The organism is Salinibacterium hongtaonis (assembly GCF_003065485.1).
Classification (GTDB): domain Bacteria; phylum Actinomycetota; class Actinomycetes; order Actinomycetales; family Microbacteriaceae; genus Homoserinimonas; species Homoserinimonas hongtaonis.
This window is the reverse complement of sequence record NZ_CP026951.1, coordinates 1344676-1360513: the sequence shown is the minus strand read 5'-3', so window position 1 is coordinate 1360513 and position 15838 is coordinate 1344676. Positions and strand designations below refer to the sequence as shown.

The window sequence follows — 15838 nt, the reverse complement described above, 5'->3', positions numbered from 1 at the left end:
ATGAGACGCGCAAAGATTGTTGCGACGCTAGGCCCAGCAACATCAAGTTACGAAGACATCAGGGCAATCATTGAGGCTGGTGTTGATGTTGCCCGCATGAACCTCAGCCACGGCAGTTATGCAGTTCACGAAGAAATCTTCGGCAAGGTTCGCAAGGCAGCAACCGCATCCGGTCGTGTTGTCGCCGTGCTTGTCGATCTCCAGGGACCCAAGATTCGACTGGGCAAGTTCAAGGATGGCCCCCACCACCTTGATGTCGGAGATGTTTTCACGATCACCACCGACGACATCGAGGGAACGGGCGAGGTCTGTGGCACGACCTACAAAGGGCTCCCCGGCGATGTGAAGCCGGGAGACACGCTCCTGATTGACGATGGCCGCGTCAAGCTCCGTGCCATTGCGACGGATGCAACGTCGGTTACCACCGAGACCGTTGTCGCCGGAACCGTATCCAACAACAAGGGCATCAACTTGCCCGGCGTTGCCGTCAACGTGCCCGCGCTTTCGGAGAAGGACGAGGACGACCTGCGGTGGGCCCTCAAGCTCGGCGCTGATTACATCGCCCTCTCGTTCGTGCGTAACGCAGAAGACATCACGCGCGTGCACGAGATTATGGCCGAGGAGGGCCTGCGCCTCCCCGTCATCGCCAAGATTGAGAAGCCCCAGGCTGTCGACAATCTCGAAGCTATCATCGATGCCTTCGACGGCATCATGGTGGCCAGAGGAGACCTCGGTGTCGAGCTGCCCCTCGAGGCTGTTCCGATCGTGCAGAAGCGCGCTGTCGAACTCTGCCGCCGCATGGCAAAGCCCGTGATTGTTGCAACGCAGATGCTTGAGTCGATGATCTCTAACCCGATTCCGACCCGCGCAGAAACCTCTGACGTCGCAAATGCTGTGCTCGACGGTGCCGACGCCGTCATGCTCAGTGGCGAGACGAGCGTGGGGGAGTACCCCGTCGTCACGGTTCAGACCATGGCTCGCATCGTCGAATCCACGGAGGATCATGGTCTCGAGCGTGTAGCTCCGCTCGGCACGAAGCCTCGCACTCAGGGCGGCGCGATAACCCTCGCGGCCGCCGAGGTTGCGGACTTTGTCGAGGCTAAATTCCTGTGCGTCTTCACCGAATCCGGCGACTCCGTTCGCCGTATGTCGCGACTCCGTAACGGCATCCAGATCCTGGGCTTCACGCCTTCAGAGAGCATTCTCCGCCGTATGGCGCTGAGCTGGGGCGTGCAGAGCTACCTCGTGGACCGCGTGACGCACACCGACGCGATGTACCGCCAGGTCGACGACATTTTGCTCGCAGAGGGCCTCGCAAAGGTCGGCGACAAGGTCGTCGTTATCTCCGGATCGCCTCCCGGCATCCCCGGGTCGACGAACGACCTTCGCGTGCACCGCATTGGCGACGCCAAGAATGCTGCCGCGCCAGTCTGGGCAGAATCGCTCTAGCCTCACGGCGCATCCTCACGCGGGCAGACCTTCGGGTTTGCCCGCGTGAGGCAGTTAACGCGCCTGTTCCACGAAAAGAGCTCCGCACCCCCGTTTTCAGGGGATGCGGAGCCGTCGAGCTTCTGTACCGGTGGTGGGATTCGAACCCACACGTCTTGCGACAAAGCATTTTGAGTGCTCCGCGTCTACCATTCCGCCACACCGGCGCACAGTAACTCCGATCAGAATACCGTAGGCTTTACACGTGTCAGACCAGGAATCCACTCAGGCCCCCCGCCGCGTCGTCGTAGCCGAAGACGAGTCGCTCATCAGACTCGACATCGTCGAGACGCTCCGTGACAACGGTTTCGATGTCGTCGGAGAGGCAGGTGACGGAGAGGCTGCGGTAGCGCTAGCAACCGAGCTGCGTCCTGACCTCGTCGTGATGGACGTCAAGATGCCGCTGCTTGACGGCATCTCTGCGGCTGAGAAGCTCAGCAAAAACCACATCGCTCCCGTTGTTCTCCTCACCGCGTTCAGCCAGAAGGAGCTTGTCGAGCGAGCGACCGAGGCTGGCGCGCTGGCCTACGTGGTTAAGCCGTTCACCCCCAACGACCTGCTGCCGGCGATTGAGATCGCTCTCGCCCGCTACGCCCAGATCATTGCGCTTGAGACCGAGGTTGGCGACCTCGTTGAGCGTTTCGAAACGCGCAAGCTCGTCGACCGCGCCAAGGGGCTCCTCAACGAGAAGATGGGCCTGACCGAGCCCGAAGCGTTCCGCTGGATTCAGAAGGCTTCGATGGACCGCCGGCTCACGATGCACGATGTAGCGAAAACGATCATCGACCAGTTCGCTCCCAAGAAGTAGCACGTCCTCGGCCGCTCGTCGGTCGTAGAAACAACGGGCCGGAGGCCGGAGCGCACGCTCCAGCATCCGGCCCGTTTCTCTGCGGTCAGCGGATGTCGCGAATGAGGTTCGTGATGCGAATGGTCGACAGACGCTTTCCGGAGTCGTCCGAGACCACAATTTCGTGGGTCGTCAGCGTGTTTCCGAGAGAGATGGCTTGGCAGGTGGCGGTGACCCAGCCTTCGCGGGCGGAGCCGGAATGAGTCGCGTTGATCTCGATTCCGACGACGAAGCGGTCGGGGCCAGCGTGAATCGCCGCCGACATCGAACCGAGTGACTCGCCGAGGACAACATAGGCACCGCCGTGGAGAAGACCATTCACCTGCCGGTTGCCCTCAACGGGCATTCGGGCCATGGAGTAGTCGGCAGAGAGCTCATCAAACTCGATGCCCATCTTGCGGGGAAGTTCACCGCCCCCTGTGGCCTCGAGACGCCCAATGAGGTCAGGGTGCAGGTCGGCGGGAAACTTCGTCATTGATGGTGCCTTTCCCAGCGGCGCGGTGGCATGTCGGCGCACCCCGTTAGGCTGGCTCTGTGTCGGATTCCGAAAAGCCTACCCTCCTCGTCATTGACGGTCACTCACTAGCATTCCGAGCGTTTTATGCGCTGCCGGTCGACAGTTTCGTCACTCGTGACGGTCAACATACGAACGCGATTCACGGGTTCCTTTCGATGCTCCTGCTGTTGCTCAGCCAGGAGAAGCCGACCCATCTTGCGGTGGCCTTCGACATCTCGCGATACTCCTTCCGCACGCGCGAATACCCGGAATACAAGGGCACCAGGGGCGAGACGCCGTCCGAGTTCATCGGGCAGGTTCCCCTCCTAGAAGAGGCGCTGGCGGCGATGAACATCGTCACCATCACTAAAGAGGATTACGAGGCGGACGATATCCTCGCCACGCTCGCCAGCCGCGGTGCAGCCGAGGGTTTCCGCGTTCTCGTCGTCAGCGGCGACCGCGACTCCATCCAGCTGGTGAACGACGACGTCACTCTTCTCTACCCCAACGCACGCGGCGTGTCTGAACTCAAGCGCTACGACCGCGATGCGGTCGTAGAGCGGTACGGCATCGAGCCCGAGCAGTATCCGGATGTCGCGGCGCTTGTGGGTGAGACAAGCGACAATCTCATCGGCATCGACAAGGTCGGCGAGAAGACCGCCGTCAAGTGGATCAAGCAGTACGGCGGACTCGACCAGATCCTTGAGCACGCGGACGAGATCAAGGGTGTCGTCGGCGAGAAGCTGCGCGAGCAGAAGGAGAATGCGATTCGTAATCGCAGGCTCAACCGCCTGGTCACCGACGTCGATCTTCCGGTGGGCCCCACCGATCTCGAGCGCCGTCAGATCAACGTCAATGCGGTCCGCGATGTGTTCGATCGTCTGCAGTTCCGCACGCTCCTGGAACGAGTGCTCAAGATCGCCGCGTCGGAGGGCGCGACGGATGCAATCACCGAGGCTGCTGTGATCGATGAGGTCAGCTCGGCACAGGCGGCGCCCGTGGTGCGTACCCTCATCGACGAAGAGCTCGCGCAGTGGCTCAGCCGCAATTCGGCTGAGGGTACGGTGCCTCTCGGACTGCAAGTAGAAATCGACGCATCCGGTGTCGGCGGTTTCGGCATCGCCTCTGCGACCGATTCGGTCTACGTGCCCTGGGCAGAAGGTCGCCCCGACTACACAGCGCTCGAGTCGTGGCTTGCGGGCGACTCGCCCAAGTATTTGCTCGGTTCCAAGCGCCAACTGAAGGCGCTGCGCCAGGTCGGACTTACTCTTGGCGGTATTTCATTCGACACCTCACTTGCCGCCTGGCTTCTGCGGCCGGGTTCCAAACCCGAAGACCTCGCCTCGCAGGTGTACTCGGTGCTGGGGGAGACAATCACGCTCGCCGATCCCAACCAGCTCGTCCCCGAGGTCGATGCCCTGAGTGCCGCGACCGAGGCCTGGTACGTGCTGCGAATCTCAGAGGCGCTTGCCGAGAAGCTCGACCCGGGCACCCGCAAGGTTCTCGACGACATTGAGTTGCCCATCGTGAACGTGCTCGCGACGATGGAGCTCACCGGCATCAGTGTCGATTCTGAGATTTTCGCTGACCTGCGCACCCGACTGTCAGCCTCCGCGGCAGAACTCGCAACCAAGGCCTTCGCCGAGATTGGCCACGAAGTGAATCTCGGTTCGCCGAAGCAGCTCCAGCAGGTGCTGTTCGAAGAGCTGAACATGCCCAAGACCCGGGCGAACAAGACCGGCTACTCTACCGATGCAGCGTCGCTCGCCGACCTGCAGGAGAAGAGCCCGCATCCGTTCCTTGGGCTGTTGCTTCAGCACCGCGATGTGACCAAGCTCGGCCAGATCGTCGAGACACTGGAAAAGGCCGTCAAGCCCGACGGTCGAATCCACACGACGTATGACCAGACCGGCACAAGCACGGGCCGCATTTCTTCGAACGACCCCAACCTGCAGAACATCCCGGTCAAGACCGAGGTCGGCCGCGAGATCCGCTCCGCATTTAGGCATGGCGCAGAGTTCGAAACACTTCTCACTGCCGACTACTCTCAGATCGAAATGCGCATCATGGCGCACCTGTCGGGTGATGAGGGTCTCATCGAAGCGTTCAACGCCGGCGAAGACCTACACCGCTTCGTTGGCTCGCGCATCTTCCACGTCGACCCTGCCGACGTGACCCCCGAAATGCGAACCAAGGTCAAGGCGATGTCGTATGGCCTTGCCTATGGCCTCAGCGCATTCGGGCTGTCGAAGCAGCTCAGAATCGACACGTCAGAGGCAAAGCAGCTCATGTCGGACTACTTTGCGCGGTTCGGCGCGGTGCGTGATTACCTTCGATCCGTTGTCGAGAAGGCCCGCGACGACGGCTACACCGAGACGATCTTTGGTCGCCGTCGCCCCTTCGCCGACCTGCACTCCAAAAACCGGGTTCTGCGCGAGAACGCTGAGCGTGCTGCGCTCAACGCCCCGATCCAGGGATCTGCCGCCGACATCATGAAGATTGCGATGCTCGGTGTCGCAGAGGACCTGCGCGACCAGAATCTCGGTTCCCGGCTGCTGCTCCAGGTTCATGACGAATTAGTGCTTGAGGTTGCCCCCGGCGAGCTCGAGACAATCGAGTCGATCGTGCGCACGCGCATGAGCTCCGCCGCCGATTTGGCTGTGCCCCTCGATGTGCAGGTGGGCATCGGGGCGAACTGGGACGCTGCCGCGCACTAGCGGCAGGTCACGGCGCTCCGAGGCGGAGGCCATCGTATGCTCGGGGAATGAGTGAATCGCGCACCCCCACCAGCATCGATGGCATCGCAGAGGGCTGGATCAGCACCTACATTGACCTCGACCCGACCGTTGCGACCTACATCGGAGTCGCCGGCAGGCTGGGCGAATACGCCGACTACTCGCCAGCCGGTGCCGAGGCCATGGCGGAGTCCAAGCGCAAGGTCATAGCCGCCCTGGATGCCGCAGACCCTGTCGACAGCGTCGATCGTGTCACGCAGACGGACCTGCGGGCGAGCCTGTCGCTCGATATCGAGGCCCATGCAGCCGGACTCCACCTTCGCGACCTGAATGTGCTTGCCTCTCCTGCAACGGAGATTCGGGACATCTTCGACCTCATGCCCACGGAGACCGAAGCTGACTGGGCCGATATCGCCGGGCGCATGAACGCCGTCCCTGCGGCGCTTGCGGGCTACACGGAGACCTTGCGCAAGGGTATCGACGAGGGCATAACCCCTGCCCGCCGTCAGGTGCTTGCGGTCGCCCAGCTCACCGCCCAGATCGCCGCTCCCGCAGGATTCTTCACTTCGTTCTCCACGAGTTCCTCGCTCGACTTGCCAGAGACGCTCCGAACAGCGCTAGCGACAGGTGCGGCGTCGGCAACCGCGGCATATGCCGCGTTCACCGATTTTTTGCGCTCCGAGCTGGCTCCCGTCGCCACGACGGTTGATGCCGTCGGGCGCGAGGCTTACGCTCTGCACTCGCGGCGCTTTCTCGGCTCCGCCATCGACCTCGACGAAACGTATGAGTGGGGCATCGAAGAGCTCGCCCGTATGCGTTCCGAGCAGGAGGCGATCGCTCACGAGATCAAGCCCGGTGCATCGGTGGAGGAGGCAATTGCAATCCTCGATGCAGACCCCACCCGTCTGCTGCACGGCACCGACGCACTTCAGGCGTGGATGCAAGAGCTCAGCGACCGGGCCGTCTCAGAACTCGCGCAGAGCCATTTCGACATCCCCGCAGAGATTCAGCGGCTCGAATGCATGATTGCGCCCACCCAGAGCGGTGGCATCTACTACACGGGCCCGTCGGACGACTTCTCCCGACCCGGTCGGATGTGGTGGTCGGTGCCCGTAGGCGAAACGGAGTTTGCGACCTGGCGCCAGAAGACGACCGTTTTTCACGAGGGAGTTCCCGGGCATCACCTGCAGATCGGCCAGGCCGTCGTCAATCGCGGTCAGCTCAACACGTGGCGCCGGCAGCTCGCCGGCACGTCGGGCCACGCGGAGGGCTGGGCGCTGTACGCGGAGCGTCTCATGGAGCAGCTCGGCTACCTCGATGACCCTGCAGACCGCCTCGGGATGCTTGACGCCCAGCGGATGCGCGCCGCCCGCGTTGTCCTCGACATCGGCGTGCACCTCGGCAAGCCTCGCCTCGACGGCACCGGCTCGTGGGACTTCGACTACGCGCTCGCCTTCTTCCGTGAGAACTGCCATGAGAGCGACGCCAGCACGCTGTTCGAAGTAAACCGTTACTTCGGATGGCCCGGTCAGGCCCCGTCGTACAAGGTCGGTCAGCGCCTCTGGGAAGAGCTGCGGGACGAGGCTCACCGCCGCGCGGGCGATTCTTTCTCCATCCGGGACTTCCACAGTCGCGCACTGGCCCTCGGAGGGGTCGGGCTCGACACCCTGCGCACTGCTGTGCTCGATTTCGACTGATACGTCGACGCTGTGGGGGAGTCGAGCGCATCACCGTATGAGGTTGTGCTGGGCGACCGGCTCCTCCACCTGCATCCGCGCTTGCAGCGCTACTTCGCCGCGATACCGACGGGTTCGCGCCGCATGGTCGATCAGATCGGTGTGCTGCCCACGTCGTCTGGGCCCGTTCTCATCGACCGCCTTGGCCCGTCGGGACGACTCGTCGCCTCCTTTGATGCGGCCATCGGTGACGAACACGGCGGCTGCCTTCGATTGGAGTCAACCCGGGTCGGTTTTGCCGTCGGCGAGGGCGTTCTCTGGTGGCCACGCCCTTTGTCGCCTCGTGTTTCTCTCACGGAACGCTTCGATGACGAGGCGGATGCCCAGCATGTCTCGATCGTTCTCGCTCACCCCGCGCTCGGTAGACTTTATGAATACTCGGGTTTGTTTCGCTACGAACTCGCGGGGGAGGCGGAGGAATGACTCAGCGAGTTGTCGTCGCGGGGGCATCGGGATTCATCGGAACTCGGCTTGTGGAGTCATATCGAGTCGCTTGGCGCCAGCGTTTCTACCATCGGGCGCGAGGGTGCGGATGCGGTGTGGGGCGATTCCGCCGCGATCGCCGCTCTGCTCGACGGCGCAGATCTGGTGGTCAATCTCGCAGGCAAGAGCGTGAACTGCCGGTATACGGATGCCAACCGCGCCGAGATCTTCCGGTCGCGACGCGAAACCACACGCCAAATTTCGGATGCTATCGCCGCCTGCGCTGCACCTCCGCCGGTATGGATTAACTCATCGACCGCCACTATCTACCGTCACGCCGATGACCGTCCGATGACGGAGTCCGGCGGCGAGCTGGGGCAGGGCTTTTCGGTTGAGGTCGCTAGGTCCTGGGAAGCTGAGTTCTTCCGCGCGGAGCTTCCCCACACGAGACGCGTCGCGCTGCGAATCGCCATCGTGCTCGGCAATGGCAGCGTGATGCAGCCGCTCACCCGGCTCGCACGATTCGGGTTGGGCGGACCTCAGCTCGATGGGCGCTGGTTCTCCACCCGCCGCCGCCGGAATGCGGGCACCTATCACGCCTACCGCCCCACCAAGGGGCGTCAGAAGTTCAGTTGGATTCATATCGATGACGTCGTCGGAGTCATTAAGTTCGTGACGGAGCGCCCCGACATCGACGGTGTCGTCAATGTCTCCGCGCCGAATCCAACTGACAATGCGGAGCTGATGTCCGCGATCCGTAAACAGCTCGGAATACGCTTCGGTCTCCCGGCGTTTCGATGGATGCTTGAGCTCGGTTCCGCGGTCATCCGCACCGAAACGGAGCTCGTTCTCAAGAGCCGTTGGGTGATCCCCGCGCGCCTGGAGGCCGCAGGATTTGTCTTCGCTCACCCTGCAGTTGAGCCAGCAATCGGCCAGATTCTCGCGGTAGAAAAGCCCCGGCAGACACGATAAGCTAGAACGTCACGTTTGTGACGCCCCTATTCGACCGTCGCGGCGAAATCATCAATCCTGAGCAGTACCTCGCCGTGACCTGATTATGTGCCGAACCTCGGCATTTCCATCCTGGAGCAACTACTAAATGACAATCGCAACGACCGGTAAGGCACCCAAGCAGGTCGCCATCAACGACATCGGATCTGCTGAAGACTTTCTCGCCGCGGTCGAAAAAACGCTGAAGTTCTTCAACGACGGAGACCTCATTGAGGGCACCGTCGTCAAGATCGACCGTGATGAGGTTCTCCTCGACGTCGGTTACAAGACCGAGGGTGTTATCCCCTCCCGCGAACTTTCCATCAAGCACGACGTCAACCCCGACGAGGTAGTCGCTGTCGGCGACACCGTCGAGGCCCTCGTTCTCCAGAAGGAGGACAAGGAAGGTCGTCTGATCCTGTCCAAGAAGCGTGCTCAGTACGAGCGTGCGTGGGGCGACGTCGAGAAGATCAAGGAAGACGACGGAGTCGTCACCGGTACGGTCATCGAGGTCGTCAAGGGCGGCCTCATCGTGGACATCGGCCTCCGTGGCTTCCTCCCGGCCTCGCTCATCGAGCTTCGCCGCGTTCGCGACCTCACGCCGTACCTTGGCCAGGAGATCGAGGCCAAGATCCTCGAGCTCGACAAGAACCGCAACAACGTTGTTCTGTCGCGCCGCGCGCTTCTTGAGCAGACTCAGTCCGAGAGCCGCACGACGTTCCTCAACAACCTTGCCAAGGGCCAGGTTCGCAAGGGTGTCGTCTCCTCGATCGTCAACTTCGGTGCATTCGTGGACCTCGGTGGCGTCGACGGACTCGTTCACGTCTCCGAGCTCAGCTGGAAGCACATCGAGCACGCCAGCGAGGTCGTTGAGGTTGGCCAGGAAGTCACCGTCGAGATTCTCGAGGTCGACCTGGACCGCGAGCGTGTTTCGCTGTCGCTCAAGGCAACGCAGGAAGACCCGTGGCAGGTATTTGCTCGCACCCACGCCATCGGCCAGGTTGCACCGGGCAAGGTCACGAAGCTCGTCCCCTTCGGCGCGTTCGTTCGCGTTGCAGAGGGCATCGAGGGCCTCGTGCACATCTCGGAGCTGTCCGGCAAGCACGTTGAGCTCGCCGAGCAGGTCGTTTCGGTCGGCGAAGAGGTCTTCGTCAAGGTCATCGACATCGACCTCGAGCGTCGCCGCATCTCGCTGAGCCTCAAGCAGGCCAACGAGGGTGTCGACCCCGAGGGCACCGAGTTCGACCCGGCGCTCTACGGAATGCTCACCGAGTACGACGAGCAGGGCAACTACAAGTACCCCGAGGGCTTCGACCCCGAGACCAACGAGTGGAAGGAAGGCTTCGAGGAGCAGCGCTCCAAGTGGGAAGCCGACTACGCCGCCGCTCAGGCTCGCTGGGAAGCACACAAGAAGCAGGTCGCTGCTGCCGCCGTCAAGGAGATCGAAGACGCTCCTGCCGCTGGTGGTTCGTCGTTCTCGAGCGAGTCGGCTTCGGCTGGCACGCTTGCCGACGATGAGGCTCTTGCCGCTCTGCGCGAGAAGCTCTCGAGCAACTAAGCAGGTCGACGCCTCTGGCGTTATTCCACGAAACGGTCGGGTCCCTCGGGGCCCGGCCGTTTCGTCGTTAACCCACCACCGCAACTGCCGAGCAGTCAGGAACTCTTCTCGTGCTTGCGTGCGGCAACCGATGCCCTGGCTTTTCGAACGCTGCGCACGCCCCACCAGATCAGCAACGGAACCGCCACCAGGATGAGAATCGGAACGACAATGGCCGCTATGGCAAGGCCAACACTGCTTGCGTCTTCTACCGTGCTCAAAACCGGCGCAGCAGCCCCCATAGTGAGTGCGTTGGCTGCTGGCCGGGCGATCGCTTTGGTGAGGTGGACCACGAGTGCGATAACGGCTCCCGTCACAAAGGGAACCCAGTTTGATTCAAAGAACTGAGTCGGATCGGTGACCGCTGCCGTCTCCATCGAGGTTCCTGACCCGAAAGCTAGTCCACCTGCTGTGGGGCGAACGAGTGTCTGTACCCAGTCGTTGATGGAGTCGACCGCGGGAATCTTGTCCGCGACTACTTCGATCACCAACAAAACGCCAAGGATCGCGAGCACCCAAGGATTCTCGAGCCAGGTCCAGTTTGCCGGGAGTTCGACAAAGGGCAGGAAGCGGCTTGCGATCCCCATGATCAACAGGGGAACGTAGGCGTTGAGTCCCGCAGAGAGAGCCAACCCAGTCCCCGTGAGCAATTCCAGCATCGCTGCTCCTTTCGGCTGAGCAGGACAGTAGCATGGGCCCCGTGTTACTTATTGGCCTCACGGGAGGCATCGCCTCGGGAAAGTCTTTGGTCGCAGCGAGACTGGCAGAACTCGGCGCCCATCACATCGATGCCGATCTGTTGGCCCGCGAAGTCGTTGCGCCCGGCACCGATGGTCTCAGGGAGATTGCCGAGGCCTTTGGAACCACAGTGCTGCAACCCGATGGCAGTCTCGACCGCGCAGCACTGGGGTCAATCGTCTTTAGCGACCCCGAGGCGCGCGCCACCCTCAACGAGATCACCCACCCCCGGGTTCGTGATCTCGTCGCCGAGCGGGTAGCCCAGGCGGAGGCCGCCGATCCCGACGCCATCGTGATCTATGACGTGCCGCTGCTCGCAGAATCGACACAGGGCAACCGGCTGCAACTTGATTCCGTAGTCGTGGTGCATTCGGATACTGAAGACCGCATCCGTCGCATGGTCGAGGATCGTGGCATGTCACGAGAAGAGGCAATGCACCGCATTAACTCGCAGTCGACAGACTCGGAGCGTCTCGCGATCGCGGATGTTGTGCTGGACAACCATGGCACGCGGGAGGCGCTTCTGGCCCAGGTCGACGAACTATGGTCTGCGCTGCTTTCGCGAAGCCAGCAGAGCAAGCGGAGCTAGACCGCGGGCAGGAGCAGCAGCGCTGTCGGCACGGCGAGCAGGGCGATTGCCAGGGCGACGGCGACCGCTCGCACGGCGAAGGAGAGCGGTCGATGCCCCTCTCGAAGCCGGGCTATTCTCAGCGCCGAGGACGGGCTCGCCATCTGCACCGACTGTTCGGCCTCGTCGGCGAGGAATACGTCACTCGTGGGACGCCGATCGGCCGCGGGCAGTGGCACAGAATCCCGCCACCCGTCACCTCCGATCGCCACGAGCGCGATCGCTCGCGCCAGCGTCGCATCTGCAACGACAAGCCTGGCCTTGTCGTCGGCCAACATCTCTACTAGTGACGCGACAGCATCCTGAGCGCGCGTGGCAATCGGGAACCAGGGGAGCGAACGCCGCCACGCTCTGAAGGCTAGAAGAACCAGGTAGTGGCGCTGAGTAGCGTGGGCCTCTTCGTGGGCAACCACGGCGCGGAGTTCTTGGTCGTCGAGGATGCTCATGAGGCCGGCCGAAAGAACGGTGATGGATCGGGTTGCGCCCGGCAGGCAGTATGCGACAGGCGCATCGTGGGCCAGCAAGAGAGTGTCGGGCCGTTCCGGCAGGGGGGAGCTAAGCATGCGAACGAGGTCGCGGTGACGGCGACGGGAGCGCTCATCGCGCACGAGCGCGAGCATGAGGTTGAGCAGCAAATGGATGGTGAGCAGGATGGCACCGCTCAACGCAAACATGTGAACGAAGTCGGCACCGGACGGCAGGGTGCCCTGCTGTAGGAAGCTAGCGAACGATCCGCTGGCCGCGAGGAGGTTGTCGCCGAACGGCTGCAGCCCATAGACGAGCAGCGCGCCGATCATCGACAGGCCGCCGGCGAGGGCCACGGCCTGCCAGACAATAAGTGCGACGGCGGGGGATCGCGAAGGCCACGTTGCCCTGGCAAGCAGAATCGGCACTGGCCACGCCAAGAGAATCGCCAGAACGGCGAGAGCGATGGATGTCTGCAGCACCCTGCGACGCTACCAGCGGTTGAGTGGGATCCTTCGCAGCGACCGAGCTAGCGGGGCAGGCTCGCGCCCTCGAGCATCCGCCGCAAGAGATCCGCTTCATCGGGGCCGACACTGCCCACAAAGCGCGCCAAGACGGCTTCGCGATCGGGAGCGGCACCGAGCACATCATGCATCAGCTCTGCCATATACGAGGCGCGATTAGTCACTGACAGGTAGAGGTGAGGGCGCGTGGTGCGGTCTCGGGTAACGAAGTTTTTGCGCTCGAGGCGAGAGAGCACGGTGAGCACCGTGGTGACGGCAAGTTCCCTACCGGCCCCGGTCGTCCCGGTGGCCAGACGGTCTCGAACCTCAGGGGCGCTGAGCGCCGCAGTCGAGTCCCAAAAGAGGTCCATGACCGCCCGTTCGAGTTCGCCAAGCTGAGGAGAGATGCGTGCCATGACCAAGACTTTACATGAAGGCGGAATGACTCTACATGAGGTAGAAATCGATTTCGACATGGTGTAGAACTTAAACGTCTACACGTTGCAGAACTCAACAGCGGGTCATCGCCTGCACCAACCGGAGGCATTGTGGAAGCGATCGACCCCCTACTTATTGCACGCTGGCAGTTCGGTATCACCACGGTCTACCACTTCTGGATGGTGCCGTTGACGCTCGGCCTCGGCCCGGTGATCGCTTTCATGCAGATGCGATGGCACAAAACCGGCGACGACCGCTGGTACCGCATGACCAAGTTCTGGGGAAAGCTCTACCTCATCAACTTCATCATGGGTGTCGCCACCGGCATCGTTCAGGAGTTCCAGTTCGGACTCGCCTGGAGCGAGTACAGCCGCTTTGTCGGCGACGTGTTCGGAGCGCCTCTGGCGATGGAAGCGCTTCTGGCGTTCTTCGTCGAATCCACGTTCCTAGGCCTTTGGATCTTTGGATGGGGCAGGTTGCCGAAGCGGGTACACCTCGCTTGCCTGTGGATCGCCGTCGCAGGATCCGTCGTCTCGGCCTACTTCATCCTCGTTGCGAACTCATGGATGCAGCACCCCGTGGGCGTCGAGCTGGTCGATGGCTACCCACAGATGGTTGACGCGTGGGCCGTGTTCACCAACAACACCGCTATCGCAGCATTTACCCACACAATCTTTGGTGCCTTTGCGGTCGGGGGCGGCTTCATGCTTGGCATCGCCTGGTACCAGCTCTGGCAGCGCCGCCGCGACGGCATCGACACCGTCGATGTTGATGGCAACGTCATCGTGGGCGAAGCCCTCGACATCCCCGGGCGAGACAAGAAGGACCACAAGGTCTGGCTCAGCTCGCTCCGCATCGGCGCAATCGTCGCCATAGTCGCCTTCGGCGGGGTAGCGGTCACCGGCGACACCCAGGCCAAGCTCATGTACGAGCAGCAGCCGTTGAAGATGGCTGCTGCCGAGGCCGCATGCCACACCGGCACCAGCTTCTCCGTTCTTTCGATCGGGCCACTCGGCACGAAGGACTGCAACGAGGTCACCACGATCATCGAAATCCACGGCCTGCTGTCGTTCCTGGCGCACGGCGACTTCACGACCGAGCTTCCCGGCCTCAATGAGCTCGTGCCCGAGTATCAGGCACGATATGGCACTCACCTACCCGACGACCCGATCCTCGGTCAGCGCGCCGGTGAGGAGATCAACTACGTGCCCATCATGGAGGTCACCTACTGGGGCTTCCGGCTGATGATGGGCTTCGGAATGCTCGCGGCTGCGGCCGCAGCCGTTGCGCTGTTCCTTACACGCAAGGGCACCGTGCCCAAGAGCAAGGGCATCATGAACCTGGCGGTCGCCGGAATCTTCGCGCCCTTCGCGGCCAACTCAGCCGGGTGGATCTTCACCGAAATGGGGCGTCAGCCGTTCGTCGTCGCCCCCAATCCCACAGGGCTCGACGGCGTGATGATGTTCACCGCAGCGGCGGTCTCACCCAGTGTGAGCTTTGGCGAGGTTCTGTTCTCGCTCGCCTCGCTCACGCTCATCTACGGCGTGCTCATGGTGTTCGAGGTGATGCTCATCGTTCGCTACGTGAGGGGCGGAGTTGCGAGTGCGGTGCCGGTGCTCGCCAACCAGAAGAAAGATGGCGATGGCGATGGCGGGGCTGCTCCATCCGATGACGATGTCCTCTCGTTCGCGTACTAATCACCGACGGCCTAGGAGCTGATCATGGAGTTTCTTCCAACCCTCTGGTTCGTGTTGATTGCGGTCCTCTGGACGGGTTTTCTTTTTCTCGAAGGCTTCGACCTCGGTGTCGGCATGCACATTCTGTTCTCCGCAAAGGACCCGCAGCAGAAGCGCATCATGCTTAACACCATCGGGCCCGTCTGGGACGGCAACGAAGTGTGGCTTCTCACTGCCGGCGGGGCAATGTTTGCCGCATTCCCCTTCTGGTATGCCTCGCTCTTCTCGGCGCTCTACATCCCCTTGGTGCTTGTGCTCGTCGGTCTGATCTTCAGGGCCGTTGCCATCGAATACCGCGGTAAGGGCACGACGACCCGGTGGGTCAAGGGATGGGATCTGGCGTTGGGGCTTGGATCCCTCGTCAGCGCTTTCGGGGTGGGTGCGACGCTCGCTCTCACGACTACCGGCCTACCGCTTGACAGCAATGGCGACAGGGTCGGCGGGGCGTGGGCCTGGTTCAACGGCTATGCGGTCCTTGGCGGGCTTGCCGTCGTTGGGTTCTGCCTCGTGCATGCTGCCGCCTTCCTCGCTCTCAAGACCGATGGCGATGTGCGGCAGCAATCCCGGCGCTTTGTCACGATTGCACTGCCGTTTGCGCTGCTTCCTCTTGCAGGATGGGTGCTCGCGATCCAGTTCACCTCGGGCAATCCCATCACCTGGGCGCTGGTCATTGTCGCAGTCGTCGCCGGAGTGCTCGCCTGGTACGCCAACCGTGCAGGGCGCGAGGGCAGGTCCTTCCTCTATCTCGGCACCTTCCTTCTCGCGGGATCCGCGTCGATCTTTGCGGCGATCTTCCCCACGGTTCTGCCGTCGACTCTCGACCCCGCCTTCGACCTCACCGTGACGAATGCATCTGCATCGGACTACACGCTCGGTCTGATGAGCATCGTCGCCGCGTTCGGGGTTCCCCTCGTTTTGGCCTACCAAGGCTGGACCTACTGGGTCTTTCGCAAGCGCATCTCGTCCGCCAGGATTCCCGAGGCGATCGAGGTTGTCCCCGCCATTCGACAGAAATAGA

General features: G+C 62.4%; 13 protein-coding genes, 1 tRNA gene and 1 pseudogene. 10 read left to right on the top strand and 5 right to left on the bottom strand.

Going from position 1 to position 15838, the window contains the following annotated elements; translation table 11 throughout:
• Positions 1 to 1449, top strand: coding sequence for a pyruvate kinase (gene pyk, locus C2138_RS06610; protein ID WP_108516488.1), 1449 nt, complete (start codon positions 1 to 3; stop codon positions 1447 to 1449).
• Between the two features lie 125 nt (positions 1450 to 1574).
• Here pyk and C2138_RS06605 read toward each other — a convergent pair.
• Positions 1575 to 1655, bottom strand: a tRNA-Leu gene (locus C2138_RS06605).
• Positions 1656 to 1693: 38 nt separating this feature from the next.
• On the opposite strand from C2138_RS06605, the gene C2138_RS06600 reads away from it, so the two are divergent.
• Positions 1694 to 2296: an ANTAR domain-containing response regulator gene (locus tag C2138_RS06600; RefSeq protein WP_108516486.1), complete on the top strand. Its 603-nt coding sequence runs from the start codon at positions 1694 to 1696 to the stop codon at positions 2294 to 2296.
• 85 nt (positions 2297 to 2381) lie between these two features.
• Here the strand turns inward: C2138_RS06600 and C2138_RS06595 are convergent, their stop codons facing one another.
• Complete coding sequence (locus C2138_RS06595) at positions 2382 to 2810, bottom strand: PaaI family thioesterase (protein WP_108516484.1); 429 nt, start codon at positions 2808 to 2810, stop codon at positions 2382 to 2384.
• 59 nt (positions 2811 to 2869) lie between these two features.
• Between C2138_RS06595 and polA the strand changes: the two genes are divergently transcribed.
• The 5 genes and pseudogenes from polA (at position 2870) to rpsA (ending at position 10273) form a co-directional block, all read left to right on the top strand.
• Positions 2870 to 5548, top strand: a complete 2679-nt coding sequence (gene polA, locus C2138_RS06590; RefSeq protein ID WP_108516482.1) for a DNA polymerase I — start codon at positions 2870 to 2872, stop codon at positions 5546 to 5548.
• Positions 5549 to 5595: 47 nt separating this feature from the next.
• Positions 5596 to 7263 (top strand): DUF885 domain-containing protein, encoded by a 1668-nt coding sequence (locus C2138_RS06585; protein ID WP_108516480.1) that lies wholly within the window; start codon positions 5596 to 5598, stop codon positions 7261 to 7263.
• 12 nt (positions 7264 to 7275) lie between these two features.
• Positions 7276 to 7725, top strand: a complete 450-nt coding sequence (locus C2138_RS06580) for a DUF4166 domain-containing protein (RefSeq protein WP_108516479.1) — start codon at positions 7276 to 7278, stop codon at positions 7723 to 7725.
• Positions 7722 to 8697: pseudogene (locus tag C2138_RS06575) on the top strand (epimerase). The gene C2138_RS06580 and the pseudogene C2138_RS06575 overlap by 4 nt, the downstream one beginning before the upstream one ends.
• A gap of 127 nt (positions 8698 to 8824) precedes the next feature.
• Positions 8825 to 10273 carry a 30S ribosomal protein S1 gene (rpsA, locus tag C2138_RS06570; protein WP_108516477.1) on the top strand — a complete coding sequence of 483 codons (1449 nt, stop codon included), beginning with the start codon at positions 8825 to 8827 and terminating at the stop codon, positions 10271 to 10273.
• 95 nt (positions 10274 to 10368) lie between these two features.
• Here the strand turns inward: rpsA and C2138_RS06565 are convergent, their stop codons facing one another.
• Entirely contained in the window at positions 10369 to 10971 is a 603-nt protein-coding gene (locus tag C2138_RS06565; RefSeq protein ID WP_199286581.1) for a DUF4126 domain-containing protein, read from the bottom strand.
• 32 nt (positions 10972 to 11003) lie between these two features.
• On the opposite strand from C2138_RS06565, the gene coaE reads away from it, so the two are divergent.
• Positions 11004 to 11639 carry a dephospho-CoA kinase gene (coaE, locus tag C2138_RS06560; RefSeq protein ID WP_422395408.1) on the top strand — a complete coding sequence of 212 codons (636 nt, stop codon included), beginning with the start codon at positions 11004 to 11006 and terminating at the stop codon, positions 11637 to 11639.
• On the opposite strand, the gene C2138_RS06555 is transcribed toward coaE, so the two are convergent.
• Together C2138_RS06555 and C2138_RS06550 are read right to left on the bottom strand one after the other, a co-directional pair.
• On the bottom strand, positions 11636 to 12625 hold the full coding sequence (locus tag C2138_RS06555; protein ID WP_199286580.1) for a M56 family metallopeptidase: 990 nt from the start codon (positions 12623 to 12625) through the stop codon (positions 11636 to 11638). The two genes, coaE and C2138_RS06555, sit on opposite strands and share 4 nt — an antisense overlap.
• 47 nt (positions 12626 to 12672) lie before the next feature.
• Positions 12673 to 13062: a BlaI/MecI/CopY family transcriptional regulator gene (locus C2138_RS06550; protein WP_108516475.1), complete on the bottom strand. Its 390-nt coding sequence runs from the start codon at positions 13060 to 13062 to the stop codon at positions 12673 to 12675.
• A gap of 141 nt (positions 13063 to 13203) precedes the next feature.
• On the opposite strand from C2138_RS06550, the gene C2138_RS06545 reads away from it, so the two are divergent.
• Both C2138_RS06545 and cydB read left to right on the top strand, forming a co-directional pair.
• Positions 13204 to 14781: a cytochrome ubiquinol oxidase subunit I gene (locus C2138_RS06545; protein ID WP_108518894.1), complete on the top strand. Its 1578-nt coding sequence runs from the start codon at positions 13204 to 13206 to the stop codon at positions 14779 to 14781.
• Positions 14782 to 14805: 24 nt separating this feature from the next.
• Positions 14806 to 15837, top strand: coding sequence for a cytochrome d ubiquinol oxidase subunit II (cydB, locus tag C2138_RS06540; protein ID WP_108516474.1), 1032 nt, complete (start codon positions 14806 to 14808; stop codon positions 15835 to 15837).
• Position 15838 lies beyond the last annotated feature (1 nt).

Bases quoted from the DNA above. Each gene is read 5' to 3' on its own strand.
- C2138_RS06595 (WP_108516484.1), bottom strand. From the start codon at position 2,810: ATGACGAAGTTTCCCGCCGACCTGCACCCTGACCTCATTGGGCGTCTC.
- coaE (WP_422395408.1), top strand. From the start codon at position 11,004: ATGGGCCCCGTGTTACTTATTGGCCTCACGGGAGGCATCGCCTCGGGA.
- rpsA (WP_108516477.1), top strand. From the start codon at position 8,825: ATGACAATCGCAACGACCGGTAAGGCACCCAAGCAGGTCGCCATCAAC.
- cydB (WP_108516474.1), top strand. From the start codon at position 14,806: ATGGAGTTTCTTCCAACCCTCTGGTTCGTGTTGATTGCGGTCCTCTGG.
- C2138_RS06565 (WP_199286581.1), bottom strand. From the start codon at position 10,971: ATGCTGGAATTGCTCACGGGGACTGGGTTGGCTCTCTCTGCGGGACTC.
- C2138_RS06550 (WP_108516475.1), bottom strand. From the start codon at position 13,062: ATGGCACGCATCTCTCCTCAGCTTGGCGAACTCGAACGGGCGGTCATG.
- pyk (WP_108516488.1), top strand. From the start codon at position 1: ATGAGACGCGCAAAGATTGTTGCGACGCTAGGCCCAGCAACATCAAGT.
- C2138_RS06585 (WP_108516480.1), top strand. From the start codon at position 5,596: ATGAGTGAATCGCGCACCCCCACCAGCATCGATGGCATCGCAGAGGGC.